Below are 22621 nucleotides of genomic sequence, written 5' to 3'. Positions count from 1 at the left end.
GGTTGTCTCTGGTAGTTTAGTAATAATCTTAAAAAACACAGGATTGTTTTATGAAATATTTACTATTGTTAGTGCTGCTTTTTAGCCCTTTAATATATTCAACAGAGCAACCAATTAAGGGATATGGTAATTATTACAATGTACCCGAGCATGATGAAATTAATGACGCTACGGTATTTAAAATAGCATTTGATGTTGCTGATGGCGCTGAAAAAGGCGCGCAAAATAATTCAATAAATTCGCTAGCGCGTTTTATTAACATGCATGTGGCGCATGGCGTAAAGCCTGAAAACATACAACTTGCATTAGTTGTGCACGGTAGCGCAAGTGTTGACGTGTTAGCTAATAGCGAATATAAAAAACGCTTTAACGCTGACAATAAAAATCAAGCGTTAATTGAGCAGCTACTAGAAAACAACACTAAAGTGTATGTTTGCGGGCAATCTGCTACTCACTTTAAAGTAACGCCAGCGCTTTTAATTGAGGGTGTAAAAATGTCGCTTTCAGCTATGACTGCTCACGCACAACTTCAACAGCAAGGCTATACGCTCAACCCATTTTAATGACTCAAATAATAAAAAATATTCTCTGCTTTGGGGATTCAAATACATGGGGCTTAAACCCTGTAACGGGTAAACGTTTTGATGAAAATACCCGTTGGACATCACTTTTAAATAAAAACTTAGGGTGTGGCTTTAACGTAATAGAGGCAGGGCAACCTAATCGCACGGTAGTGCATAATCCCCCGTTTGACGGTGTGCTCAATGGTGTTAGCTATTTAAAACCTTATTTGGATAAGCATGATCTCGACTTTATTATTATAGCTCTTGGTACAAACGATCTTAAAAAACGTTTTAATTTAACACCTAGTTTAATAGCAGATGGCTTGAATGATTTAATTAACTCAATACACTTTTATTATCAGCAAGGTAGTACTTTAAAATCCCCTAAGACTATTATTGCTAGCCCACCTAGAATAAGAATTACCGAGCAGTATTCACGTATTTATGAAGAGGCTGATACAAAAGTAACAGAGCTCTCTAGTGCATTTAAAAGCGTTGCAGCTAATAATAAGTGTGCTTTTATTGATTTTAATTCGTTTATTAACATAACAGATGGTGATGGGATTCATTTTGATGATATCCAACATTTGGCAATAGGCTTTAAAATAGCGCAATTGGTTCAAAACTCACTCAATAATTGTTAAATCTATCTGTGTGAATTTAATGCGACTTATGCAATCATCTAATAAAGTAGTGATATAAATTAACAACTTCGAGATGCTATGAAAAAGTACCAACAAAAATCTATTATAGCCGTTCTAACCGGAGTGTTAGTTTTTATAACTGGCTGTATTATTTTACTCAATTTTGCAGCGCAGCAATTAACAGCACAAACAAAGTCAGATGCTGAGTATATTCTCACTCATGTAGAAGGTGCAATTGCAGAGAGGCGTCGAATACTTACCCCATTAAATAAGCTTGCGTTTAAACAGTGTGATAACACAACTCTTCTTGAGATGCGCCGCGCTTTATTTGACGCAAAATATGTAATTGATATAGGTTTTTTTAAAGATAATCAGCTAGTTTGTACTACGGGTGCAGGCTTATTAAGTAAACCAATTAACGACAAACAGCCTGACTTTATTCGAGATGATGAACAGGTGAGGGTTCGTTTTGAGCCAGAGCTTTATCTATTATTATTTAGTGAGCGCCCTATGGAGGTGATTATAGTCAGACAAGGGGACTATAATTTAATTATGCAGAGTACTCCCTTTACCAACATTGGCATTACTGTGCCAGATTGGGAAGTTGTTTATAAAACACCAAATACTTTGCATCATTTAGCAGGTAAAGAGGATCTCTACCTTCAAGTAAAAAACAATGTTTTCTTTCCTTACGAAACTAATTTAGTTTGCAGTTCTACAAGTAGTCAATATTGTGTGGTAGTGCACTTACCTTGGAGTCTGTTTTTTTCTAATAACCACTTATTACTAATAATTTCGTTAATTTTAAACTGTTTAGCGGGAATATCGAGTGCGTTAATAGTTGATGCAAGAATTGCTGCACGTCGCTCTATTAATCAGCGTATTCGTAAAGGACTCAAAAAGGGATCATTTTATTGGACTTACCAGCCTATTATTTGTTTGCAAAGTGGCAAGCTGATTGGTTGCGAGGTACTTGCACGTTTTGAAGATAAGTACGGTGTTTTATTTCCAGATGAGTTTATTCCGGTTATTAGAAAAAACAATTTAACCTGGACTTTTACTGAGGCCATGATTGCCACCACAATCAAAGAGCTAACCTCTATAGAGGTATTGCCTGAAGGCTTTAAAGTGTCGCTTAATATATTTCCGTGTGATGTAGAGCTGGGTAACGTGTCGTTGCTGCCACAAATTACAGAGCTTACCAATTCACGCTTTATTATTTGTTTAGAGATAACTGAAGACGAATACCTTGATACAAGCATCGCGCATGCTCATTTTAGAACCTTGGTTGAATCGGGATTTAACTTATCATTAGATGACTTTGGTACGGGTTATTCAAATTTAAGAAACTTACAAAATTTGAGCTTTCATCAACTTAAAATTGATCGTACGTTTGTTCAAGATATAACAACTGAGGGCTTAAAAGCCTCTATGATCCCAAATATTATGGAACTTGTGCATAAGTTTAATTATACCTGTGTAGCAGAAGGAATTGAAACCACTGAGCAAGAAGCCATTTTAAAAACAGCGGGTGTGCATTACGGACAAGGCTGGAAGTACGGTAAGCCCATGACTGCGTCTAAATTTAAAAATTATATAACTAGTCAGCATTTTTAGATCTCAGCTGCCATACTAAACGTATCGGTATGAAATTTATAAATATTAGGTTTATTATGATCAAATTAACATTAAGTGCTTTTGCACTTTTACTACTTAGCGCATGTACAACACAGTACCCAAACCAGCAATTAACAGGTAAGCAGTTTCCAAGCATTAGTGGCGAAAGCTTAGAGCAAAGTATAGTAACTATACCTAGTGATTTTAAAGCAGATAAAACATTACTGCTCATTGGGTACAAGCAAGACAGCCAGTTTGATATAGACCGTTGGTTAATTGGTTTAGATATGGCGGGCGTAACGCTCCCTACATACGAACTACCAACCATTGCCGGCATGGCACCACGTATGTTTAGCACATTTATAGACAGCGGTATGCGCAAAGGCATCCCTAAAGAATTATGGGGTGGGGTAATCACTATTTATAAAGATGGCGAGACAGTTCAAAAGTTTACAGGTAATCAAAGCCCAAATAACTCTCGTGTGGTACTTATAAATAGCAGCGGCGAAATTTTATATTTTTATGATCGAGGTTTTTCGGTTGATGCGCTGAATAAATTAAAAAAGACGATAGAATAATTAACCTAAAGCTTAGTTTACGATAATGTATATTTAAGGTTTTAAGAATTACTCAACTACTAATCCGATCTGTTATTTATCTTACAAAAGCAATTGTAAAAACAAATACAATATAGGTTATATATTGATTTAATAGGTTTTTATCTGTTTTAGGGTGAGAAACGATAACTTTATTTTAATACCAAAATCTCATTGTAAGTTGTATTTGATTTAGGTAATGTAGTGTAAATGTTTCAAGGACGAAATTTATGCCCCATAAAAACTCAGTATTCGTAAAAACTACATTTCAATCATCTTTTCATTCACACAACTACACTACTATTTTAAGAACACTACAGGCCTTGTTTGGTGATATTAAAATGGACGATGTTATTCCTAAAGCTGAGCAGCGTGCAAATTATGATTTATTTTTAATAGATGGTGCTAAAAGCAAATGGCAAGATCTCATTCCCGCAGACCTTATTTGTTTAGCTAAACACTATAGTGTTGTTATCTTTAATGTTGATAAAGAAGATGTGTGCGAGCAAAACTTATTGCTTAACCATTTTAATGGTGTTTTTTATAAATCTGATGCGCCAGAAGATATTTTTAAAGGGTTAGTTCGTGTTGATACTGGCGAGCTTTGGTTTACGCGTAAAGTAATTTCAAAAGCTTTTAACGACATTTTAGCCGTGGCATCGTCATTTAATAACCTACATGACGACATTGAATTAAAGCAGGACGATTACGATCATTTAACAAAGCGAGAAAAGTCCGTTATTCATTTAATTGCACAAGGTGCGAGTAACAATACAATTGCTGATAAGCTCAATATTAGCGACCACACTGTAAAAACACATTTGTACAGTGCGTTTAAAAAAACTAACTCACGTAACAGGGTAGAGCTTGCGAATTGGGCTCAGCGTTATGTTTCTGTTTTATTACCAATGGCTAAATAAATAGCATATATAATCTCAATTTCTCCCATAAAAAAGGCTACTGTTAGTAGCCTTTTTTATTTGTTATGACGGCCTGTGTAATTAGCTCACTTTTTTAGCCCATAAGCCTTTATCAATGCCTTTTGTTATAAGGTCTGTGAGTGCTTTTTCTATTGCCTGAGTTACACAAATACTCATAGGTTCGTTGTCACTAAAGCCGGCTTCAGCTTCTGCTAGACGTTTGTAGCTTACGTATCTAAAAAAGCCTGCACGCATCTCTTGGCTTAATACTTTTTTGCTGGTGGCCACACTAAGCAATACTTGGCCTGTACGAACATCCACAGCGCGTAGATAAATTGAAATAGCATCTTCACGGTAAAGCTCAGATGCGCCTATACCAAAGTATTCCATACCTAACCCACCCGTTTTTACATTGGTGTCATAGCTTATAATACCGCCCTCTAAAATGATTTTAGCTGTGGTAAGTGGAGGTAACTCAGCCTGGTTAGGATTATCAGTTTGGCCTGCACGAATAATTTTTCGCTCAGTTAAAATGTTTTGTAAACCTTCACGCTCAACAGGTGTAAACCAATCAGATTCATGCAGTGCTTGTACGAGTATTGAATTAGCACCTTGTGTAACGGCAGTCGAAAACGAACTAACGTTAGTTTGTGGTTTATATTGACCTGTTTGGTCTCTAAATGAGTAGACCGATACCGGAATGCTGCCAACAGGTTTTGGTAAGTTTTTTAAGTCTGCAAATAATTCAGTGGGCTCTAGGCTAATTGCTTTTTGCTGTGATGGTGGAATAAGCTTACCTAAACTTGTACAGCCGCTCAAACCCAGTAATGTTATTGTTATTAGTAGTTTATACATTATCCAAACCTCGGTACTTCAATGATCACAACAGAGTCATCTAATATGTTTGTTATTTTTACTGTAATAGAATCGGTTGTGCTGGTTATAACTTCAATTTGATAATCACCACTCATAAAAATTGAGTCCTGATTAAAAATACTATCTTCAATATCCTCACCAAAAGCCATATCTGTAATTTCTCTTACCATGCGGTTTAAGTAAGTGCGCTCTAAAGAGTCTTGAAATTGTTCAGCATAACCTTTTTCGATTACCGGAGCCTTGTGCTTATTTTGAGCCTGTGCTTTGCTCAGCAGCATATTTGCATTGAGTGGATTACCACCAAAGCTTGGATTTATTGGGGTGTAAATTATTTCAGTCGCGGAAGCTGAAAAGCTTAATATTGTTATTATTATAAGGGCTATTTTTTTCATTTTACCATCCATCTTTAGCCATATCTGGTGTTGATGCAGCCATGTTTGAGCGAGCCATTGCATCTATTACTGTATAAACAGCTTGCTCAACACGTTCATCGAGGGGTTCTAATCTGCGACCTAAATAAGTCGCGTAAACAAGTTGGTTATTCATTATTAAAGAAAGTTGTGTACCCGCTTTTGGTATTACGGTTTCTTTTATTTCAATATTAAAACCAGCTGTTGAAGGGAGATCTCGCCAGTAGTTTGAAAATTCATAATAAAATTGATGACCAAAGCGGCTAATACTTCTATCAAGTAATAAGCCATCTATTTCTAGTTCATCCGCAGCATGAGTTGCCCCAGAAAAACATAGGAAAAGTGTGAGTAGGTAACGATTAAAGTTAATATTTTTTTTCATAATTTAAAAAGGGGAGAGGGTCGCTCTCCCCACCTCAACAATTACATTTGAGTAATTGTTGCTGCGTTTCCATCACCAATTTGGGTAACAGATACAGTGCTGTCAAAGCCAATTACTGAGCCTTCAACAATATTGTCGTTACCAATTTGAGTAACACTAAACGATACGTTTTCACCACCAACTAAAAATGCTGATTGTTCAACGCCAGTAACCCAGTTACCTTCACCTGTTTGTGAAATATCAATGCTGTGGTTATTGCCTTCAACCATCATATCAATAAGGTTTAACGTGCCACTTTGTGCAATATCAATTTGGTTGTTATTACTATCTAAAATGCCAGCAAGGGTAACAATTGCTTCATTTTGAGAGCCGTCTTGAGCAATATCGATGTCATTATCGTTAGATGTAAGCGTTACATCTGGGTATGAAGATTGAACAAGTACGGCATTTTCATCGCCAGCTTGTACTAAATCAACATCATTGCCAGAGCCGTTAAAGTTAGCTAAGTGAATCGAGTTTAAATCACCTATTTGGGCTGATGTAAATTCATTGTCTGAACCAATTACACCCATGTAGGCTTCGTTTAAATCACCGTTTTGCATTGAAGTTAGTTCGTTGTTGTCACCAATTAAATCGGCTGTCATTAAGTTTTCAGCGCCAACTTGTGTTGCTGAAACCTCATTATTAGAACCTTCAAATAAGTTTGATTCAATTGTATTAAATGAACCTTCTTGATCTAAATCTATTTGGTTGTCGTCGCCAATTACAGTTGCAAACGTTACCGCATTAGTTAAGCCATCTTGTTCAATTTCAATTTCATTTGCATCACCAGAAATTGCACTAAATGCTACAGCATTACGATCACCTACTTGTTCAACTTCAAGCTCGTTGTCATTGCCTTGTAAACTACTTACTTTAAAGGTACTCCAATAGCCGTCTTGAACTAAATCAAGAGTATTTTCGTCGCCTGTAAGCATCGTAATTTCTGCTTCATGCCATTCACCGGTTTGCAGTGAGGTAATTTCGTTTGCGTTACCTTGCATATCCATGTTGTAGAACCAGTGACCACCAGTGCCTTGTTCAACATCAATGATATTATCATCACCAGTTACAGTATTAATCGCTTCATTATTTACAAAAAAGCCTTGGCCAAATTGTGAAACAAATAACATATTGTTATTACCAGTCACTTCAGAGATAAAACCATTAGCAACGCCATCTTGGCTGTATACTTGCAGGTTGTTGTCACCTGTGGTGGTTACTTCGGCATAATTACCAAATTGACTCTGCACAACTTCAGTTTCGTTATTATTACCGGTTGTTGTTACAAGCATGGTGTTGCTATCACCATCTTGTGTAAGTAGTGCAGTATTTTCATTAAAAGTTTGGATAAGAGTCATTGAGTTTTCAACACTTGCTACAGAAACGTTGGTAGCAAGTTCTGAGCTTGATGCTGATTTGTTGTTAGTATCTGCATAAGAAGCAAAGCTAGTACCCATTGCAATTGCAACTGCGCAGCTTAAAAGTGATTTGTTCAACTTCATTATTTTCTCCTTGAAATATTAAAACCAAACACCTTAAATTTTATAGGTTTTATAAGGTATTTGCTGTGTCAGCATGCCGTGCCGATATAATGTTTTGTGATCCGCTTGAAAAGCTCTTAAAGTAAAATTTTTCGATGTAGTTAATAATTATCACTAAACGCTTTGTCATTATTTTAACTTACGTTTAATAACTGTTAATTATTAAGTACCCAATTACTGTATTCCTCAAATGTATTTTCTGAAATCATCATTTTTTACCAATTTTTTAATTTTTATTTTTCAGTGGGTTATGGTTGGGTTGTTGAGGTTTTTTATTAATTCAATCTAAAAGCAGTAAAAATATCCGACCCTTTATTAGGTAAATGGTTTTGCGTGAATTTCATTAAAAGGTCTGTCTTTAGTGTTTTTTTTATACTATAACTGGTCAAAATTGTTGGTTTTAACAACGTTTTTATTTTTTAACTTGTTAAATGATTAGTTTGGTTGTTTCCTTAGGGTATGCCATGTGATCCCTTGTACTCGAAATAGTGAAAGAACGTGCTTAGAGCATCTAAGCTAACCCAACAAAACTATGGATAGAACAATGAAAACAAAATTATCTATTATTACTCTTGCCTTACTTCCGTGCTTAGCAGCTGCAAAAGTTCCTGATGTGGGTGTAAAGCAATCTGTAACTGCTAGCAGTGATTCTATAATTGTTAAATATAAAAGTAATGCAACGAAAGAAATGCGTAAGCAGGCTCGTTCATTAGTTAAAGCTAAAATTACTGATCTAAATAAAGATGAACTTGATGACAGTTATACGTCTTTACTTTCAGGTCGCTTAGCTAAGTTTAAAGTGTCGGGAATGAGCACTAAAGACGCAATTGCGCTTTTAAAGTCTCATCAAGCTATTGAATATGTAGAGCCTGATTACCAAGTAAGCATTGCACGTACGCCAGATGATCCTCGTTTTGATGAGCTTTGGGGCTTAAATAATGATGGCCAAACGGGTGGTACAGCAGACGCTGATATTGATGCAGTAGAAGCATGGGATATTTCGACAGGTAGCCGCGATGTAGTGGTAGGTGTAATCGATACGGGTATTGATTACAGCCACAGTGATTTAGCTAGCAATATGTGGGTAAATAGCAGCGAAATACCAGGAGATGGTATTGATAATGATGGTAACGGTTTTATAGATGACGTGCATGGTATAAATGCCATTACTGACAGTGGCGACCCTATGGATGACGAAGGTCATGGCACCCACGTTTCAGGTACTATTGGCGCAAGTGGTGGCAATGGTATTGGTGTTGTAGGTGTTAACCATGAAGTATCACTTGTTGGTTGTAAGTTTTTAGATGCTGCGGGTAATGGCTCAACATCAGACGCTATTAAGTGTATTGATTACATGGTTAGCCTTAAAAACTCAGGCGTTAACTTACGCGTATTAAATAATAGCTGGGGTGGTGGCGGTTACAGCCAAGCACTAGCAGATGCAATTGCATCAAGCGAAGCGGCGGATTTACTCTTTGTAGCCGCAGCTGGTAACGATACTATTGATAACGATGTTAACCCGCATTACCCATCTAACTACGAAAACGCAAGTGTATTATCGGTTGCAAGTACGGATCAAACCGATGGTATTTCATGGTTTTCACATTATGGTTTAACAAGCGTTGATATGGGCGCGCCGGGTAGTGCTATTTTATCTACTACACCAGGTGAGAGCTATGCATCTTACTCTGGCACATCTATGGCAACCCCTCATGTAGCAGGTGCAGCAGCGTTAGTATTGTCAATTAATCCTGAGCTTAGCACTCAAGAGCTGAAAGATTTACTAATGAACTCTGGCGATGCAAATGCTGCGCTACAAGGTGTAACGGTTGCAGGTACTCGTCTTAATGTTAACCAAGCGCTTATTGATGCAGACCCTACACCTGGCTTTAAAATATCAGCCGATCCACTTACGCAACAAATTGAAGCAGGCCAAGCTACAAACTACACATTTACAATTGGTTCAATTGCCGAATGGGATGAAGAAGTAACGCTTGAGTTATCAACAACATTAGGCGGCGCTTATTTATCATCGCTTACAGCGCGCCCAGGCGATGAAGTAATGCTAAATGTTGAAACCGATACTAACACTCAGTGGGGCGAATACGAGCTTACTGTAACAGCTACAGCTGGTGATATTGTTAAAGATCAGTCAGTTAAATTAATGGTTCAACCTGTTGGCTTAAACGACTTTACTTACAGCAGTAACACAAGTGTTGATATTCCTGACAACTCGCCAGTAGGTGCAGTGTCAGTAATTAATGTTCCTGATGACTTAACAGTATTTGGCACTACTGCTGATGTAGATATTTCGCATACTTACTCTGGCGACTTAGTGGTTAAGTTAGTATCTGCTCAAGGCACACAAGTAACGCTACAAAGCAATGTGGGTGGTTCAAACGACGACATAGTTAGAAGCTTTACTTCTGAATCATTTAACGGCGAAGTTGCTACAGGCGATTGGACACTACAAGTAGAAGATACTGCTGCAGCCGATACCGGCACAATTAATGGCTGGTCATTAACGCTAAGCGCTATTGGCGAAGTTAGCCCACAACCACCACGTGCTAGTTTTGACGTTGAGACACAAGGCTTAACAGTTAACTTTGTTGATTCAAGCACTGATTCAAATAACGATATTACACAGTGGAGCTGGAGCTTTGGCGATGGTGCAACATCATCTGATCAAAACCCTATGCATGTGTATGCAGCATCAGGTAATTACGATGTAGAACTAACGGTAACAGACAGTGAAGGCAATACAAGTACATTAACTCAAACGGTTGTTGTAAGTGATGTAGAGCTAGAAATTACCTTAAAACGTGCTAATAAGTCTCGCCTTGATACTATGCGTGTAGAGCTTAGTTGGGAAAGTGTTGGCGCTGAATCACTAAGTGTTTACCGTAATGGTGAGCTTTTAGATACTACTGCTGATAGAGGTCGTTACCGCGACTACGTACGTGGTGCTACATTACCATCGTACGATTACCAATTATGTGTAACTGAAAATGTATGTTCTAACATCATTACGGTTTCATTTAACTAACTACTCCTAAAGTGACTTTAAGCCCAGCATTGCTGGGCTTTTTTATGTTTTTAAAAAATATAAACTATGCTTTTTTATACGGATGGGTTTTAAGCCAATGCTCGGCTATTTGCTCACGTGTGGCAAACCAAACCTGATCATGCGAGCGAGCATATTCTAAAAACCGTGCTAATGCTTTTATTCTTCCTGGTCTGCCAATTAAGCGACAATGCAAACCTATCGACATCATTTTAGGGGTGTTTTCACCTTCTGGATCGCCTTCCTCGTATAGCGTATCAAAGGCATCTTTTAAATAATTATAAAACTGATCGCCTGCGTTAAAACCCTGCACGGCAGCAAAGCGCATGTCGTTTACATCAAGCGTGTAGGGCACTATTAACTGTGGTTTACCTTCTTTAATACTGTAAAAAGGTAGGTCGTCGCTGTAATCGTCGGCATCATATAAAAAATTACCATTTTCAACTACAAGGGCTGCTGTGTTAGGGCTTGTGCGCCCTGTGTACCAACCTTTGGGCTTTTTACCGGTAAGCGCTTGAATGATTTCAATGGCTTGTTGCATATGCTCGCGTTCGGTTTGTTTATCTATATGTTGATAATTAATCCAGCGCAGGCCATGGCTTGCAATTTCGTGACCCGCTTCAACAAATGCTTTAGCTATATCGGGGTGGCGCTCAAGGGCCATCGCCACTGCAAAAATGGTGACCGGTATATCGTATTTTTTAAATAAACGCAGTAGCCTCCACACGCCAGCGCGTGAGCCATATTCGTAAATAGACTCCATGCTTATATGGCGGTCTTCAACATGCGGGGCACTGACTATTTCAGATAAAAATGTTTCGGCTGCCGCGTCACCATGTAATACACAATTTTCGCCGCCTTCTTCGTAATTTAATACTACTTGCACGGCAATACGGGCTTTATTGGGCCAATTTGCATGGGGTGCATCAGGGCCATAACCAATTAAATCGCGCGGGTAGTTTTTAAAATGCTCACTCATTTTATTGCTCCTTTTTAAGTGCTGAGAGCCAAGCGCCTAGCGTTTCGCGCTCTGTGTCTGTCATTTTTGTCATATTGGCCAGTGGCATATCTTTGGTTATAACCGCGCGGGTATGAATAAGCGTGCTGGCTTTTTTTACATCACTAATAGAGTCGAGTTTAAAGCCTAGCGGCGCTGTTTGAAAAAGCGCAGAGGTGGGTGTTTCGCTGTGGCACTGTGTACAGTGCTTACTAATTATATCCCACGCTTGTGCGTCTGTAATACTTGCTTGTAAAGGCGCGCTTTCGCCTGCATTTGTTGGTGTACTGGGCCAAGGGGCTATGGCGAGCATAAGGGCAAAAAAGGCGGCAATACCGCTTACAAGTACTGAGGGCTTATTAACGCCTTGATGCTTTAAGTTAAAGTAATGGCGTATCCACATACCAATACCAAACAACGCAATCAAAATAAGCCAGCCAAAGTTGTGGCTATACGTGTAAGGAAAGTGATTGCTAAGCATAATAAATACCACAGGTAACGTGGCGTAGTTATTATGAATAGAACACAGCTTTGCCTTTAAACCTGGCGCTGAATCAGGGATTCTACCCGCTTCTACTTCACTTACCATATAGCGTTGGCCTGGCATAATAATGTGATACACATTACCCACCATACACGTGCCAATAAGTGCACCTACATGAATATACACAGCGCGGTCGCTAAATAATTGATCAACCCCAAAAGTCCACAGAGCTAATAAACCAATAACTACAGCAATAAACACTTTGCCGTTTTCAACCAGTGGGGTTTTACACAATAAACGATAAACACCATAGCCTAAGCCAATAAAACCAAGGGATGCGCCAATAGCTGCAAATTTACTTAGCTCACTTTTGCTGTTATCAATTAAATACACATCGGCGCCAACATAATAAAGTAAGCTAAATAGTAATATACCGGTGATCCACGTTGTGTAGGCTTCCCACTTAAACCAATGCAGAGTATGAGGCATTTGTTCAGGGCCATTTTGATACTTAGCCACTTCGTAAAAGCCACCACCATGCACGGCCCATAAATCGCCTTTTATGCCTTTATCTATTTTCCACTGCGGTGGTGTTTGTAGGTTGTTATCAAGCCATGCAAAATAAAATGAAGCGCCAATCCATGCTATACCAGCAATAACATGAAAATAACGCAGTACTAAATGAGCAAGCTCAAATAAATAGTTTTCCATAACGGTTAAGCCTCTTCTAATACCGGTGAGCGGGTGTCTGAAAATTGATTGTTATCATCGCGCTTATACACACTTTTACCCATAATGTAGGTTTGCTCAACGCAGCGGTCGTCGCCTAACATCATCATTGCAAACAGTTTTTCATGCAGGGTTTTGGCATGTTGTATTCTAAATTTTAAAAATGAAGTTGCTGAACAATCCATTACAATAAAATCGGCTTCACAACCGGCTTCAAAATTACCAATTGTCCCTTCTAAATCAAGTGCTCTGGCACCGCCGAGAGTTGCTAAATACAGCCCTTTAAATGCTGAAAACTTTTGACCTTGTAATTGCTGAATTTTATAAGCTTCGTTACCTGTTTGTAGCATAGAAAAGCTTGTTCCTGCGCCTACATCGGTTCCCATGCCTACGTTTATACCGTGCTCTTCACAGGCTTTTAAATTTAAAAGTCCTGATCCTAAAAATAGGTTTGAGGTAGGGCAGTGCGATATTGCCGCATTGTTATCTGCAAGGCAGCAAAGCTCGCGCTCAGATAAATGAATACTATGGGCAAATACTGAGCGTTTACGTACCATTTTTGCTTGCTCGTACACGCCAAGGTAATCTTCAGCTTCTGGAAATAGCCCTTTAACCCATTCGCACTCGTCTTTGTTTTCCGATAGGTGTGTATGCAGGTAGGTGTCTGGGTATTCTTCAAGCAACTGAGTGCATTTTTGTAATTGCTCAGGGGTTGATGTGGGGGCAAAACGCGGTGTAACTGCGTAGCTTAACCTATCAACATTGTGCCATTTTTTTATTAGGGCTTTGGATTCGTCATAGCTTGTTTGCGCGCAATCAGATAAGTCGTCTGGGCAGTTACGGTCCATCATTACTTTACCGGCAATCATGCGTAAATTGCGTTTTTGTGATTCTTTAAAAAACGCATCAACCGATTGCGGGTGCACAGTGCCAAACACAAGAGCGGTGGTTGTGCCATTGCGCAGCAGCTCGTCTAAAAAGCGATTAGAGATCTCTTTTGAATAATGCTTACATGTAAACTTTTTTTCGGTTGGGAAGGCGTATTCGGTGAGCCAACTTAGCAGTTGCTCGCCGTACGCACCCACCATTTCGGTTTGTGGCAAATGTATGTGTGTGTCAATCATACCAGGCATAACGAGCTTACCATCGTGGCGGATAACACGCGCTGATTTATCAATTGTTGGTAATATGTCGTGCTCATAGCCAAGTTTAACTACTTTGCCGTGCTTGATAACTAATGCGCCTTTTTCAAAAAAACGATGGGCGTTTTCGCCAGCAATGGCAGGGTCGTCAACAAAGTCGAGTATATCGGCACAAACTACTGTTAAGTTATTATTGTTTTGTGTGCTCATAGTTAGCTACCTCTGTATGTAGAGTAGCCAAACGGGCTAAGCAACAATGGGATATGGTGATGTTTAGTATCTTGTAATCTAAACGTTATTTGCGCCTCTGGGTAAAACGCAGGGGTAGGTTGATTTTGGTAGTAGCTATCTAAATCAAATACTAGCTTATAGGTTGCAAATTCTACATCTGTATTTAGCCAGTCGGTAATTCGCCCATCGGTATCGGTTGTGCCTTGGGTTAGTTGTACCCATTCGTTATTTGTAAGTTTAAATAGCTTAACAGCAACGTTTGCTGCTGGTTTTCCGGTGCTTGTATCAAGTATATGGGTAGTTATAGGGCTTTTGCTCATAGCAGTGACTCCAATCTTATTTTTGTTATTTTGGCTTGTTCGCTCGCAGCTATATTTAGCTCTGTACTGCGGGTGTTGTGTATGCGCTGCTCTATGAGTTCGAGCATTTGTTCGGCCGTTTTACCGGTGGCGCACACAATAAAAATAAAGCCAAACTTGCTAAGGTACTCTTTATTAAGGGCAATCATTTTGGTAAGTACGGCCTCGTTTGCTTTGCTCATACCTGATTGCTCATGCCCCGCTTTTTGTGCGGTAGCAGCGTATTTTTTGCTAAGGGTTGATAAGTCGCCTATTTGCGGGTGGCCTTCGAAGGCAGCTAAATAGTCGCTCTCGCCAAGGCTATCCCATATGCTTTGTGCGCATTCAAACAGCTGTTGAGCACTTTTAAATGGCATTGCTTTTATCATGCCCGCTACCCAGTTAGGGGCCGCGCAGCAATGCTCAAGTGCTTGTTTTGCTTGTGCATCATTTAGCGTATTTATTTGTAAACTGCTCATGCGTCTACTTCCTCCTGCGTGGTGCTAATTAAGGCATTTTTTAGTGTGCGCCATTGCAAGCCTTGGCGTTTTGGCGCTTGGGTTTGCATAGCCTGATAAAGGGCAATTAGCTGTCCACTAATCGAAATAGCCACTTCCATTGGTAATTTGCCCGTAATATTTTTAAGCCCAACAGGGCAGGTCATTTGTTGTATTTGAGCGGCTGTAAAATCGCGATGTGCTAGGCGTTGTTTAAAACGTTTTGCTTTAGTGTCAGAGCCAATAACGCCCAGCCAATTGGCATCAGCGCGTTTAATAATGGCTTGGGTGAGTGCAAAGTCGAGCTGGTGGTTATGGGTCAATATTAAGTAGTTGTTAGACTTAGGTGCACGCTTTACTTGTTCTGTGGGCTCTTCATCAACCACTTTTACTACGTTATTTGGAATAGTCTGTGGGAATACATCTGCGCGGCTATCTATCCAACGTATGCGCATAGGCAGCTGTGCCAATATACCAATAAGCGCTTGTGCTACATGGCCTGCGCCATAAATGTCGAGGGTAAAGCGCTCGCATTGCATGCATTCAAGCATAACGGTGGCAGCTCCGCCGCAGCACTGGCCTAAATTTGCACCTAGGTTAAATTGCTCAATTACTTGGGCGGCTTCGCCTTTGGCAAGTAGTTCGCGGGCTTTTTCTATTACTACGTATTCAAGGTGGCCACCGCCAAGAGTGTCGTAAATATGCTCGCCGCTTATTACCATTTTTGAGCCTGTGCCGCGTGGGGTTGAGCCATTTGTGCCAAGTACCGTGGCAATTACATAATTAGTGCCGCTTTGTTCGTGCTCGTTTATAGCCTGCGCCCAGTTTTGAGTATGAAAACCCTGAAACGACTCATTTAAATTAGTCATGTTGATGCTCCTTAAACCAACTAGCGGTTTGCTCAATTGCACTCAATACTCGCTCTGGGGTTGCGGGTGTATCCAGTGGGGCTGTGTATTTGTAATCAGCCACACTACTTATGGCATTACGAATAGCGCTCCATACACTAAAGGCCAGCATAAATGGCGGCTCGCCTACGGCTTTTGATCTAAACACGGTGGTTTCTGGATTTGCTGAGTTATAAAGATTGACGTTAAATTCGGCAGGTGTATCGCCAATGGCTGGTATTTTGTAGTTGGCTGGGCCAAAGCTTGCAAGCTGGCCTTTATCATTCCATTGTAAGTCTTCGGTTGTTAGCCAGCCCATACCTTGTACAAAGGCGCCTTCAATTTGCCCTATATCAAGTGCTGGGTTAATTGAGCTGCCTACATCATGCAGTATATCAACGCGAGTTACCGTGTTTTCGCCCGTAAGCGTATCTACTTCTACTTCACTCAGTGCAACGCCGTGTGCGTAGTAAAAAAATGGGCGGCCTTCGCCTTTGGCTCTGTCGTAATGAATTTTTGGTGTGGCGTAATAACCGGTAGATGAAAGCGATATACGATTCATGTAAGCAAGATTTGCAAGTTCGCTAAAGCTAATTTCCCCTTTACTAAAAGTAATGAGGTTATCTTTAAATACAACAGTGTTGCTGTCTACTTCAAAGTGCTCGGTAATAAAGTTTATTAAGCGCTCTTTTATTGTGTTTACTGCATTTAGCGCCGCCATACCGTTTAAGTCGGTACCGCTTGAGGCCGCTGTTGGTGAAGTGTTTGGCACTTTGTCGGTACGCGTAGCACTAATACTTACCGCGTTAAAATCGACCCCAAAGCCATGGGCCACAATTTGCGCAATTTTGGTGTTTAGCCCTTGGCCCATTTCGGTGCCGCCATGGTTTAAATGTATCGAACCATCGCTATATACATGTACTAATGCACCAGCTTGGTTTAAATGTTGTACCGTAAACGAAATACCGTATTTAACCGGCGTCATTGCAAGGCCTTTTTTGATAATAGGTGACGATACGTTAAATGCTTTAATAGCCTCTTTACGTGCCCAGTAGTCACCCGACTGCTCAAGCTGAGCAATCATATCTATTAAAATATGTTGCTCTACGGTTTGATGATACGGCGTGGTATCGCGGCCTTTTTTGTATAAATTAAGTTTTCGGATCTCAAGCGGATCTTTACCTAATTTAGCGGCTATATCGTCCATTATTAGCTCGCCCATAATCATTCCTTGCGGGCCACCAAATCCTCTAAATGCGGTATGGCTTACGGTATTTACTTTACAGCGATTACCCTTAATTGTGGCGGCTGGGTAGTAGTAGGCGTTATCGGCATGAAACATGGCGCGGTCTACAATTGCATCTGATAAATCAGGCGAGTAGCCACAAAATCCGTTTACGGTAATGTCGGCACCTTCTATTAAGCCATTTTCGTCAAAACCAACATGATAGTGATTATAAAACGGGTGGCGCTTACCGGTTAATTTAAAATCGTCGCTGCGGGCTAGGCGCATTTTTACTGCGCAGCCAAGGTGGTAAACCGCAAGAGCTGCAAGGCATGCCCATGGTGCGCCTTGGGTTTCTTTGCCGCCAAAAGCACCGCCCATACGGCGGGTTTCTACGTTTACAAAACTAAATGGCTTTTTTAAAATTTTAGCAACTAAGTGCTGCACCTCAGTAGGGTGTTGCGTAGAGCATTGAACATGAATGCCCCCGTCGTTATCAGGTTGCGCCAGCGCAATTTGGCCTTCTAAATAAAAGTGTTCTTGCCCGCCTATGTTTATTTCGCCTTTAAGCTGGTGGGCTGCGTTATTAATGGCGTTTTCGCTGTTACCACGGTTAAGTGAATGAGGCGGCCTTACCCAATGCTCTTTGCTAATTGCTTCTTTAATATCAAGTATGGGTGTGGTTTGCTCGCACTCTATAACCACTAAACGTGCCGCGCGGCGCGCTATTTCATAGGTGTCGGCAACTACTACCAGCACAGGTTGTCCGTGATATTGAATTTCATGGTTAGTGAGTAATACGTCACCAGGAAATACCGGGCCAATATCTAATTTACCGGGTACATCTTCTGCCGATAAAATACGTTTAACGCCTTCAACTGCCAGTGCGAGACTGGTATCTATTGATTTAATAAAGCCGCTTGTAACAGGGGCGAGCACTGGGTAGGCATGCAGGCAGCCGTATGGCTCAGGGTTATCGTCGGCAAAATTTGCACTGCCACAAACTTGTTTAATAGCGCTTTCGTGATATTTAGATTGTCCAACGCTACCACCTTGCGCTTTTAGTTTATCCATTTCAAAGTGACGCATGTGAGATCCTCGTAATGGCAATGTTGTTATTGTTGCGTGCTTGTGGCTCACAAAACTCAATACCAATGCGTTGTAATAAGTTTTTGCTTACCGTGGTGCGATAATGCGCACTGCTTCTTACATCGCTCATAGGCGTAAAGTCATCGTTAATAGCCGTTGCTGCGTCTATAAAACTACTTACTTGTAATGATTGAGATATCAGCTTTTGCTCAATATGCTGCGCGCGCTTAGGAATAGCTGCCATACCGCCCATAGCGCAGCGGGCTTGAGTAATCATGTTTTGTGAATGCTCTATAGCAAGCACCAAACACACGGTAGATATATCGTCTTCAAAGCGTTTTGATATTTTATGACACGCCAGTTTTAGTGACTCTGGGCGCTTTGGGATGGTGAACTTACTAATTACTTCATCGCTTTTAAGAACTGTTTTTTTGTAATCAATAAAGTAGTCGGCAACTTTAATAGTGCGCGTACCAGCGCTGCTTAATAAATCCATTGATGCATTAAGAGCGATTAAAAGGGGAGCTGGATCGCCAATAGGAGAGGCATTCCCTATGCTGCCACCAAGTGTGCCGCTGTTACGTACTTGGCTTGATCCTAAGCGTTCAAATAGCTCTTTTGACTCTGGGTAATGGTTATAAAATACCTCAACAAATTGGCTATAAGGGAGTGCTGCACCAATGTGTAACTCATCGTTATTATCTGCCAAGGTGCAAAACTCCTTTACTTGGCTAAGGGAGATAATTACATCCGGTAAGAGCATGTTTTGGCTAAGCTCAATGGCAAAGTCGGTGCCACCAGCAACTAAATGTGCATAAGGATAAAGCGCTTTTAGCTCAACAAGTTGTTGGGCAGTTTGTGGTAAGTAAAATTTGCGAGGACCATTTTTTAAAAATGGAATATCGTCATCATATTGCGTATTAAGTGATGCTTTAAATTGAGCGGCCATTGCTGAGTAAGGTTCAGCTTTACGCTCATAGCTATAGGCTTTTTCGGCTGCAAGTAATATAGGGCTATAACCTGTACAACGGCATAAGTTACCACCAAGTGCATGAATAACCGCTTTTTTACCAGGGTACGTTGGTTCATTAATATAAAGAGCCAACAAGCTCATTATTATACCAGGCGTACAAAAACCACACTGCGAACCATGGCACTCCACCAGTGCACGTTGTACGGGGTGTAAATCGGTTAAGTTTGGGTATAAGCCAGTAGTCACAGCCTCTACCGTTACTATATGTTTTGCATGCGCATTACCTAATAACAATAAACAGCTGTTCATTGTTTTGTATTGCCAACTAGTTTGCCCGTTTGCATTTATACGCTCTTCACCCACTAAAATTGTGCACGCGCCACAGTCGCCAGTTGCACACCCTTCTTTGGTGCCCACTTTCCCTTTTTTGGTGCGTAGCCAGTCCAAAATGGTGAGACTTGGCGAACATTCTTGTACTTCAATTGGCGTGTTATTTAATAAAAATTGAATCACACAGACCCCCTTAATTTTTATAAAGCCCTGATACATAAAGGCTTGGCGTATGTTTTTTCTTGTTGTTTGCGCACGGGTAAGAAAAATACTTTTTCATCTTGGTAAGTATATTGCAGTTACCATGCCATTGTTGACCGTTTGGTCAGTTGATGTTTTGAGTAGGCTAAATTGCTCATTAAGTACAAATAGGCCCTAATAATGAATAATAAATACCGCCTTACTATGCAGGGAATGACAAAGCAGTATCCCGGATGTATAGCCAATAATGACGTAACCTTAAAAATTAAGCATGGTGAAGTGCATGCCTTATTAGGTGAAAACGGTGCAGGTAAAAGCACATTAATGAAAATGCTTTATGGTGTGGTTAAACCTGACCAAGGGGACATGTTTTTTAATGGCCGTATAATGAATATAAAAGAGCCTGCTGATGCGCGTGATTTAGGCATTGGAATGGTGTTTCAGCATTTTTCGTTATTTGAAACACTTACGGTCGCCCAAAATATTGAACTAGCGTTAGGTGATTTAGCAGGGCATAGCAGCACGCTTGCGGGTCGAATTACGAAAACATCAACACGTTATGGTATGCCATTAGACCCCCATAGACTGGTATCAACACTTTCAACTGGCGAGCGCCAACGAGTAGAAATTGTTAGATGCTTATTATTAGATATTCAGTTACTTATTTTAGACGAACCCACTTCAGTACTGACTCCACAAGAGGTCGATGCATTATTTAAAACCCTAAAGTCACTTAAAAAAGAAGGCTGCTCTGTGCTGTTTATTAGCCATAAACTGCACGAAGTGATTGAGCTATGTGACAGTGCGACCATTTTGAGAGGCGGGAAAGTAAGCGGGCATTGTATTCCTAAAAACGAAACTAGTGAGTCAATTGCTAGGCTGATGGTAGGCGACAATACGCCAATTAGTAACCAAACTCGCAGAGCTTTGGGTACTGCGGATTTTTTAACCGTTAATAATCTAACCACCGCCGCACAAGCGTTATTTGAAACACCCCTTAAAAACATTAACTTTGCAGTACAGCAAGGCGAAATAGTGGGGATTGCGGGTGTTGCTGGCAACGGACAAGAAGAGTTATTAAAAGTGCTTTCGGGGGAGCAGATTCAAGCTAGTAGTAGCGCCATTAAATTTAAAAATACCGTAGTTGATGCACTGTGCCCGCTAAAAAGGCGCCGCCTTGGGCTTGCATGTGTGCCAGAGGATAGGCTTGGGCGAGGAGCCGTGCCCACTATGGATTTAGCACAAAATGCACTGCTTACTAGTTTTGATAGTGGACTAGTTAAAAATGGCTTTTTAGTAAAACAAAAAATTACTGAGCTTGCTAATAAAATCATTACAAAATACAAGGTTAAAACACCAAGTTTTCGCACTCATGCAGCTAGCCTTTCAGGTGGTAATTTACAAAAATTTATTATTGGTCGCGAGGTAGAGCAAAGCCCAAAACTACTCGTTATGTCGCACCCTACTTGGGGTGTAGATATAGGCGCACAAGTGGCGATACATGAAGCAATTTTAAAGCTTCGCGACGAAGGGTGTGCGGTACTCGTTATTTCAGAAGATTTAGACGAACTTTATAAAATTTGCGACCGTATTGGCGCAATTTGTGATGGCAAATTGTCTCCTATTTTAAATACCGATACCGTACCGCTTGTGCAGTTAGGGCAGTGGATGGCTGGCGACTTTAGCGATGTTTTTAATAACCAGTCTAAAGTACACACACCACAAGGGGAACTCGCATGATTAAGTTAGAACCACGTGTTGAACGTTCACCAGCGTGGAGTTATCTCTCACCTGTTTTAGCTATTTTACTAACATTAATAACCGGTTACGTGGTGTTTGCCTTATTAGGGCATGACCCTCTAAATGCCCTGTATACATTGCTTATAGCACCTGTTGCCGATTGGTATGGTGTAACAGAGCTACTTGTAATGACCATTCCTATTTTGCTATGCGCCTATGGCTTAGCGCTTTGTTATAGAACATCGGTTTGGAATATAGGCGCAGAAGGGCAACTGCTTATTGGTGGTGTATGTGCAAGTGCTGTAGCCGTTAACTTTGTTGACTCAACAAGTGCTTTTGCAATGCCACTTACATTACTCGCTGGTATTGCTGGTGGCATGTTGTGGGCGGGGCTTGCTGCTTTTATGAAGCTGCGTTTAAACACCAATGAAATTTTAGTCACTATAATGCTCAACTACATAGCAGTAAATGTATTGCTGTGGGCTGTTCATGGGCCACTCAAAGATCCTCACGGTTATAATTTTCCTGAAAGTGCATTGTTTGGCGATAGCACGTTATTGCCTGTTTTATTCGACGGTACTCGATTGCACTTAGGCCTGGCGTTTGCGTTATTAGCGCTATGCGCCACATGGGTTTTTATTAGTAAAACCTTTATAGGCTTTCAAATACAAGTACTTGGGCTTGATGCATCCGCGGCCAAAATGGCGGGTTACAAGCGAGCATTATTAATTGCCGGAGTGCTAGTTATTAGCGGGGGCTTGGCGGGGCTCGCTGGAGCGGGCGAAGTAGCTGGGCCTATTGGACAGTTGGTTCCGCAAATATCACCCGGTTATGGCTATGCCGCCATTATTGTTGCTTTTTTAGGGCGACTCCACCCAGTAGGAATTACGTTTGCGGGCTTATTAATGGGGCTTATTTATATGGGAGGTGAACTTGCGCAAATTAACATGGGATTACCTAACGCTATAACCGGTATTTTTCAGGGGTTAATGCTGTTTTATCTACTCTCGTGCGATGTGCTTATTACTTATCGCCTTAGATTTTCGCTGCCATTTAAACAACAAAAAGCGCAGCCAATACATATTGCACAGGAGTCTTAAATC

The 22621-nt window shown here is 40.5% G+C and carries 20 protein-coding genes; 8 read left to right on the top strand and 12 right to left on the bottom strand.

Going from position 1 to position 22621, the window contains the following annotated elements; genetic code table 11:
- Positions 1-50 precede the first annotated feature (50 nt).
- The 5 genes from QMA08_RS09455 (at position 51) to QMA08_RS09435 (ending at position 4340) form a co-directional block, all read left to right on the top strand.
- Positions 51-563 carry a DsrE family protein gene (locus QMA08_RS09455; RefSeq protein WP_290174328.1) on the top strand — a complete coding sequence of 171 codons (513 nt, stop codon included), beginning with the start codon at positions 51-53 and terminating at the stop codon, positions 561-563.
- 8 nt (positions 564-571) lie between these two features.
- The gene (locus QMA08_RS09450) at positions 572-1207 is read left to right on the top strand and encodes an SGNH/GDSL hydrolase family protein (RefSeq protein ID WP_290174396.1); all 636 of its coding nucleotides are present in this window, start codon (positions 572-574) and stop codon (positions 1205-1207) included.
- Between the two features lie 78 nt (positions 1208-1285).
- A complete protein-coding gene (locus tag QMA08_RS09445; RefSeq protein WP_290174326.1) occupies positions 1286-2824 on the top strand; it encodes an EAL domain-containing protein in 1539 nt (512 codons plus the stop codon).
- A 56-nt stretch (positions 2825-2880) separates the two neighbouring features.
- Positions 2881-3402: a hypothetical protein gene (locus QMA08_RS09440; RefSeq protein ID WP_278382114.1), complete on the top strand. Its 522-nt coding sequence runs from the start codon at positions 2881-2883 to the stop codon at positions 3400-3402.
- A gap of 248 nt (positions 3403-3650) precedes the next feature.
- Positions 3651-4340 carry a LuxR C-terminal-related transcriptional regulator gene (locus QMA08_RS09435; RefSeq protein WP_290174324.1) on the top strand — a complete coding sequence of 230 codons (690 nt, stop codon included), beginning with the start codon at positions 3651-3653 and terminating at the stop codon, positions 4338-4340.
- 81 nt (positions 4341-4421) lie between these two features.
- On the opposite strand, the gene QMA08_RS09430 is transcribed toward QMA08_RS09435, so the two are convergent.
- From QMA08_RS09430 to QMA08_RS09415, 4 genes are read right to left on the bottom strand one after another with little or no spacing between them, the layout of a single operon-like run.
- A complete protein-coding gene (locus QMA08_RS09430) occupies positions 4422-5195 on the bottom strand; it encodes a CsgG/HfaB family protein (protein ID WP_182197166.1) in 774 nt (257 codons plus the stop codon).
- Positions 5195-5620: a curli assembly protein CsgF gene (locus QMA08_RS09425; RefSeq protein WP_024595597.1), complete on the bottom strand. Its 426-nt coding sequence runs from the start codon at positions 5618-5620 to the stop codon at positions 5195-5197. The genes QMA08_RS09430 and QMA08_RS09425 overlap by 1 nt, the downstream gene beginning before the upstream one ends.
- The gene (locus QMA08_RS09420) at positions 5610-6008 is read right to left on the bottom strand and encodes a curli production assembly/transport protein CsgE (RefSeq protein WP_024595596.1); all 399 of its coding nucleotides are present in this window, start codon (positions 6006-6008) and stop codon (positions 5610-5612) included. Before QMA08_RS09420 ends, QMA08_RS09425 begins: the two co-directional genes overlap by 11 nt.
- A 41-nt stretch (positions 6009-6049) precedes the next feature.
- Positions 6050-7552: a curlin gene (locus QMA08_RS09415; protein WP_290174321.1), complete on the bottom strand. Its 1503-nt coding sequence runs from the start codon at positions 7550-7552 to the stop codon at positions 6050-6052.
- Between the two features lie 583 nt (positions 7553-8135).
- Between QMA08_RS09415 and QMA08_RS09410 the strand changes: the two genes are divergently transcribed.
- Positions 8136-10637: a S8 family serine peptidase gene (locus tag QMA08_RS09410; RefSeq protein WP_290174319.1), complete on the top strand. Its 2502-nt coding sequence runs from the start codon at positions 8136-8138 to the stop codon at positions 10635-10637.
- 64 nt (positions 10638-10701) lie between these two features.
- On the opposite strand, the gene puuE is transcribed toward QMA08_RS09410, so the two are convergent.
- Genes puuE through xdhA form a run of 8 tightly spaced genes read right to left on the bottom strand, consistent with a single transcriptional unit; the run spans position 10702 to position 19760 of the window.
- Positions 10702-11634 (bottom strand): allantoinase PuuE, encoded by a 933-nt coding sequence (gene puuE, locus QMA08_RS09405; RefSeq protein WP_290174317.1) that lies wholly within the window; start codon positions 11632-11634, stop codon positions 10702-10704.
- A 1-nt stretch (position 11635) separates the two neighbouring features.
- Positions 11636-12847, bottom strand: coding sequence for a urate hydroxylase PuuD (locus QMA08_RS09400; RefSeq protein WP_290174316.1), 1212 nt, complete (start codon positions 12845-12847; stop codon positions 11636-11638).
- 5 nt (positions 12848-12852) lie between these two features.
- Positions 12853-14217 carry a guanine deaminase gene (gene guaD / locus QMA08_RS09395; RefSeq protein ID WP_290174315.1) on the bottom strand — a complete coding sequence of 455 codons (1365 nt, stop codon included), beginning with the start codon at positions 14215-14217 and terminating at the stop codon, positions 12853-12855.
- A gap of 2 nt (positions 14218-14219) precedes the next feature.
- On the bottom strand, positions 14220-14558 hold the full coding sequence (gene uraH, locus QMA08_RS09390) for a hydroxyisourate hydrolase (RefSeq protein WP_290174314.1): 339 nt from the start codon (positions 14556-14558) through the stop codon (positions 14220-14222).
- Positions 14555-15055: a 2-oxo-4-hydroxy-4-carboxy-5-ureidoimidazoline decarboxylase gene (gene uraD / locus QMA08_RS09385; protein ID WP_290174313.1), complete on the bottom strand. Its 501-nt coding sequence runs from the start codon at positions 15053-15055 to the stop codon at positions 14555-14557. The genes uraH and uraD overlap by 4 nt, the downstream gene beginning before the upstream one ends.
- Positions 15052-15942 (bottom strand): xanthine dehydrogenase accessory protein XdhC, encoded by an 891-nt coding sequence (gene xdhC, locus QMA08_RS09380; RefSeq protein ID WP_149603499.1) that lies wholly within the window; start codon positions 15940-15942, stop codon positions 15052-15054. The genes uraD and xdhC overlap by 4 nt, the downstream gene beginning before the upstream one ends.
- Complete coding sequence (gene xdhB, locus QMA08_RS09375) at positions 15935-18274, bottom strand: xanthine dehydrogenase molybdopterin binding subunit (RefSeq protein WP_290174311.1); 2340 nt, start codon at positions 18272-18274, stop codon at positions 15935-15937. The genes xdhC and xdhB overlap by 8 nt, the downstream gene beginning before the upstream one ends.
- Positions 18261-19760 carry a xanthine dehydrogenase small subunit gene (gene xdhA / locus QMA08_RS09370; protein ID WP_290174309.1) on the bottom strand — a complete coding sequence of 500 codons (1500 nt, stop codon included), beginning with the start codon at positions 19758-19760 and terminating at the stop codon, positions 18261-18263. Before xdhA ends, xdhB begins: the two co-directional genes overlap by 14 nt.
- Before the next feature lie 198 nt (positions 19761-19958).
- Here xdhA and QMA08_RS09365 point away from each other — a divergent pair, with 198 nt between their 5' ends.
- Both QMA08_RS09365 and QMA08_RS09360 read left to right on the top strand, forming a co-directional pair.
- Positions 19959-21518, top strand: a complete 1560-nt coding sequence (locus QMA08_RS09365; protein WP_290174307.1) for an ABC transporter ATP-binding protein — start codon at positions 19959-19961, stop codon at positions 21516-21518.
- Positions 21515-22618, top strand: coding sequence for an ABC transporter permease (locus tag QMA08_RS09360; RefSeq protein WP_290174306.1), 1104 nt, complete (start codon positions 21515-21517; stop codon positions 22616-22618). The genes QMA08_RS09365 and QMA08_RS09360 overlap by 4 nt, the downstream gene beginning before the upstream one ends.
- Positions 22619-22621: the final 3 nt, after the last annotated feature.

The organism is Pseudoalteromonas sp. APC 3355, assembly GCF_030407615.1.
Classification (GTDB): domain Bacteria; phylum Pseudomonadota; class Gammaproteobacteria; order Enterobacterales; family Alteromonadaceae; genus Pseudoalteromonas; species Pseudoalteromonas distincta.
Note: the sequence above shows the minus strand (reverse complement) of the source record. Positions and strands in the feature narration are given on the sequence as shown.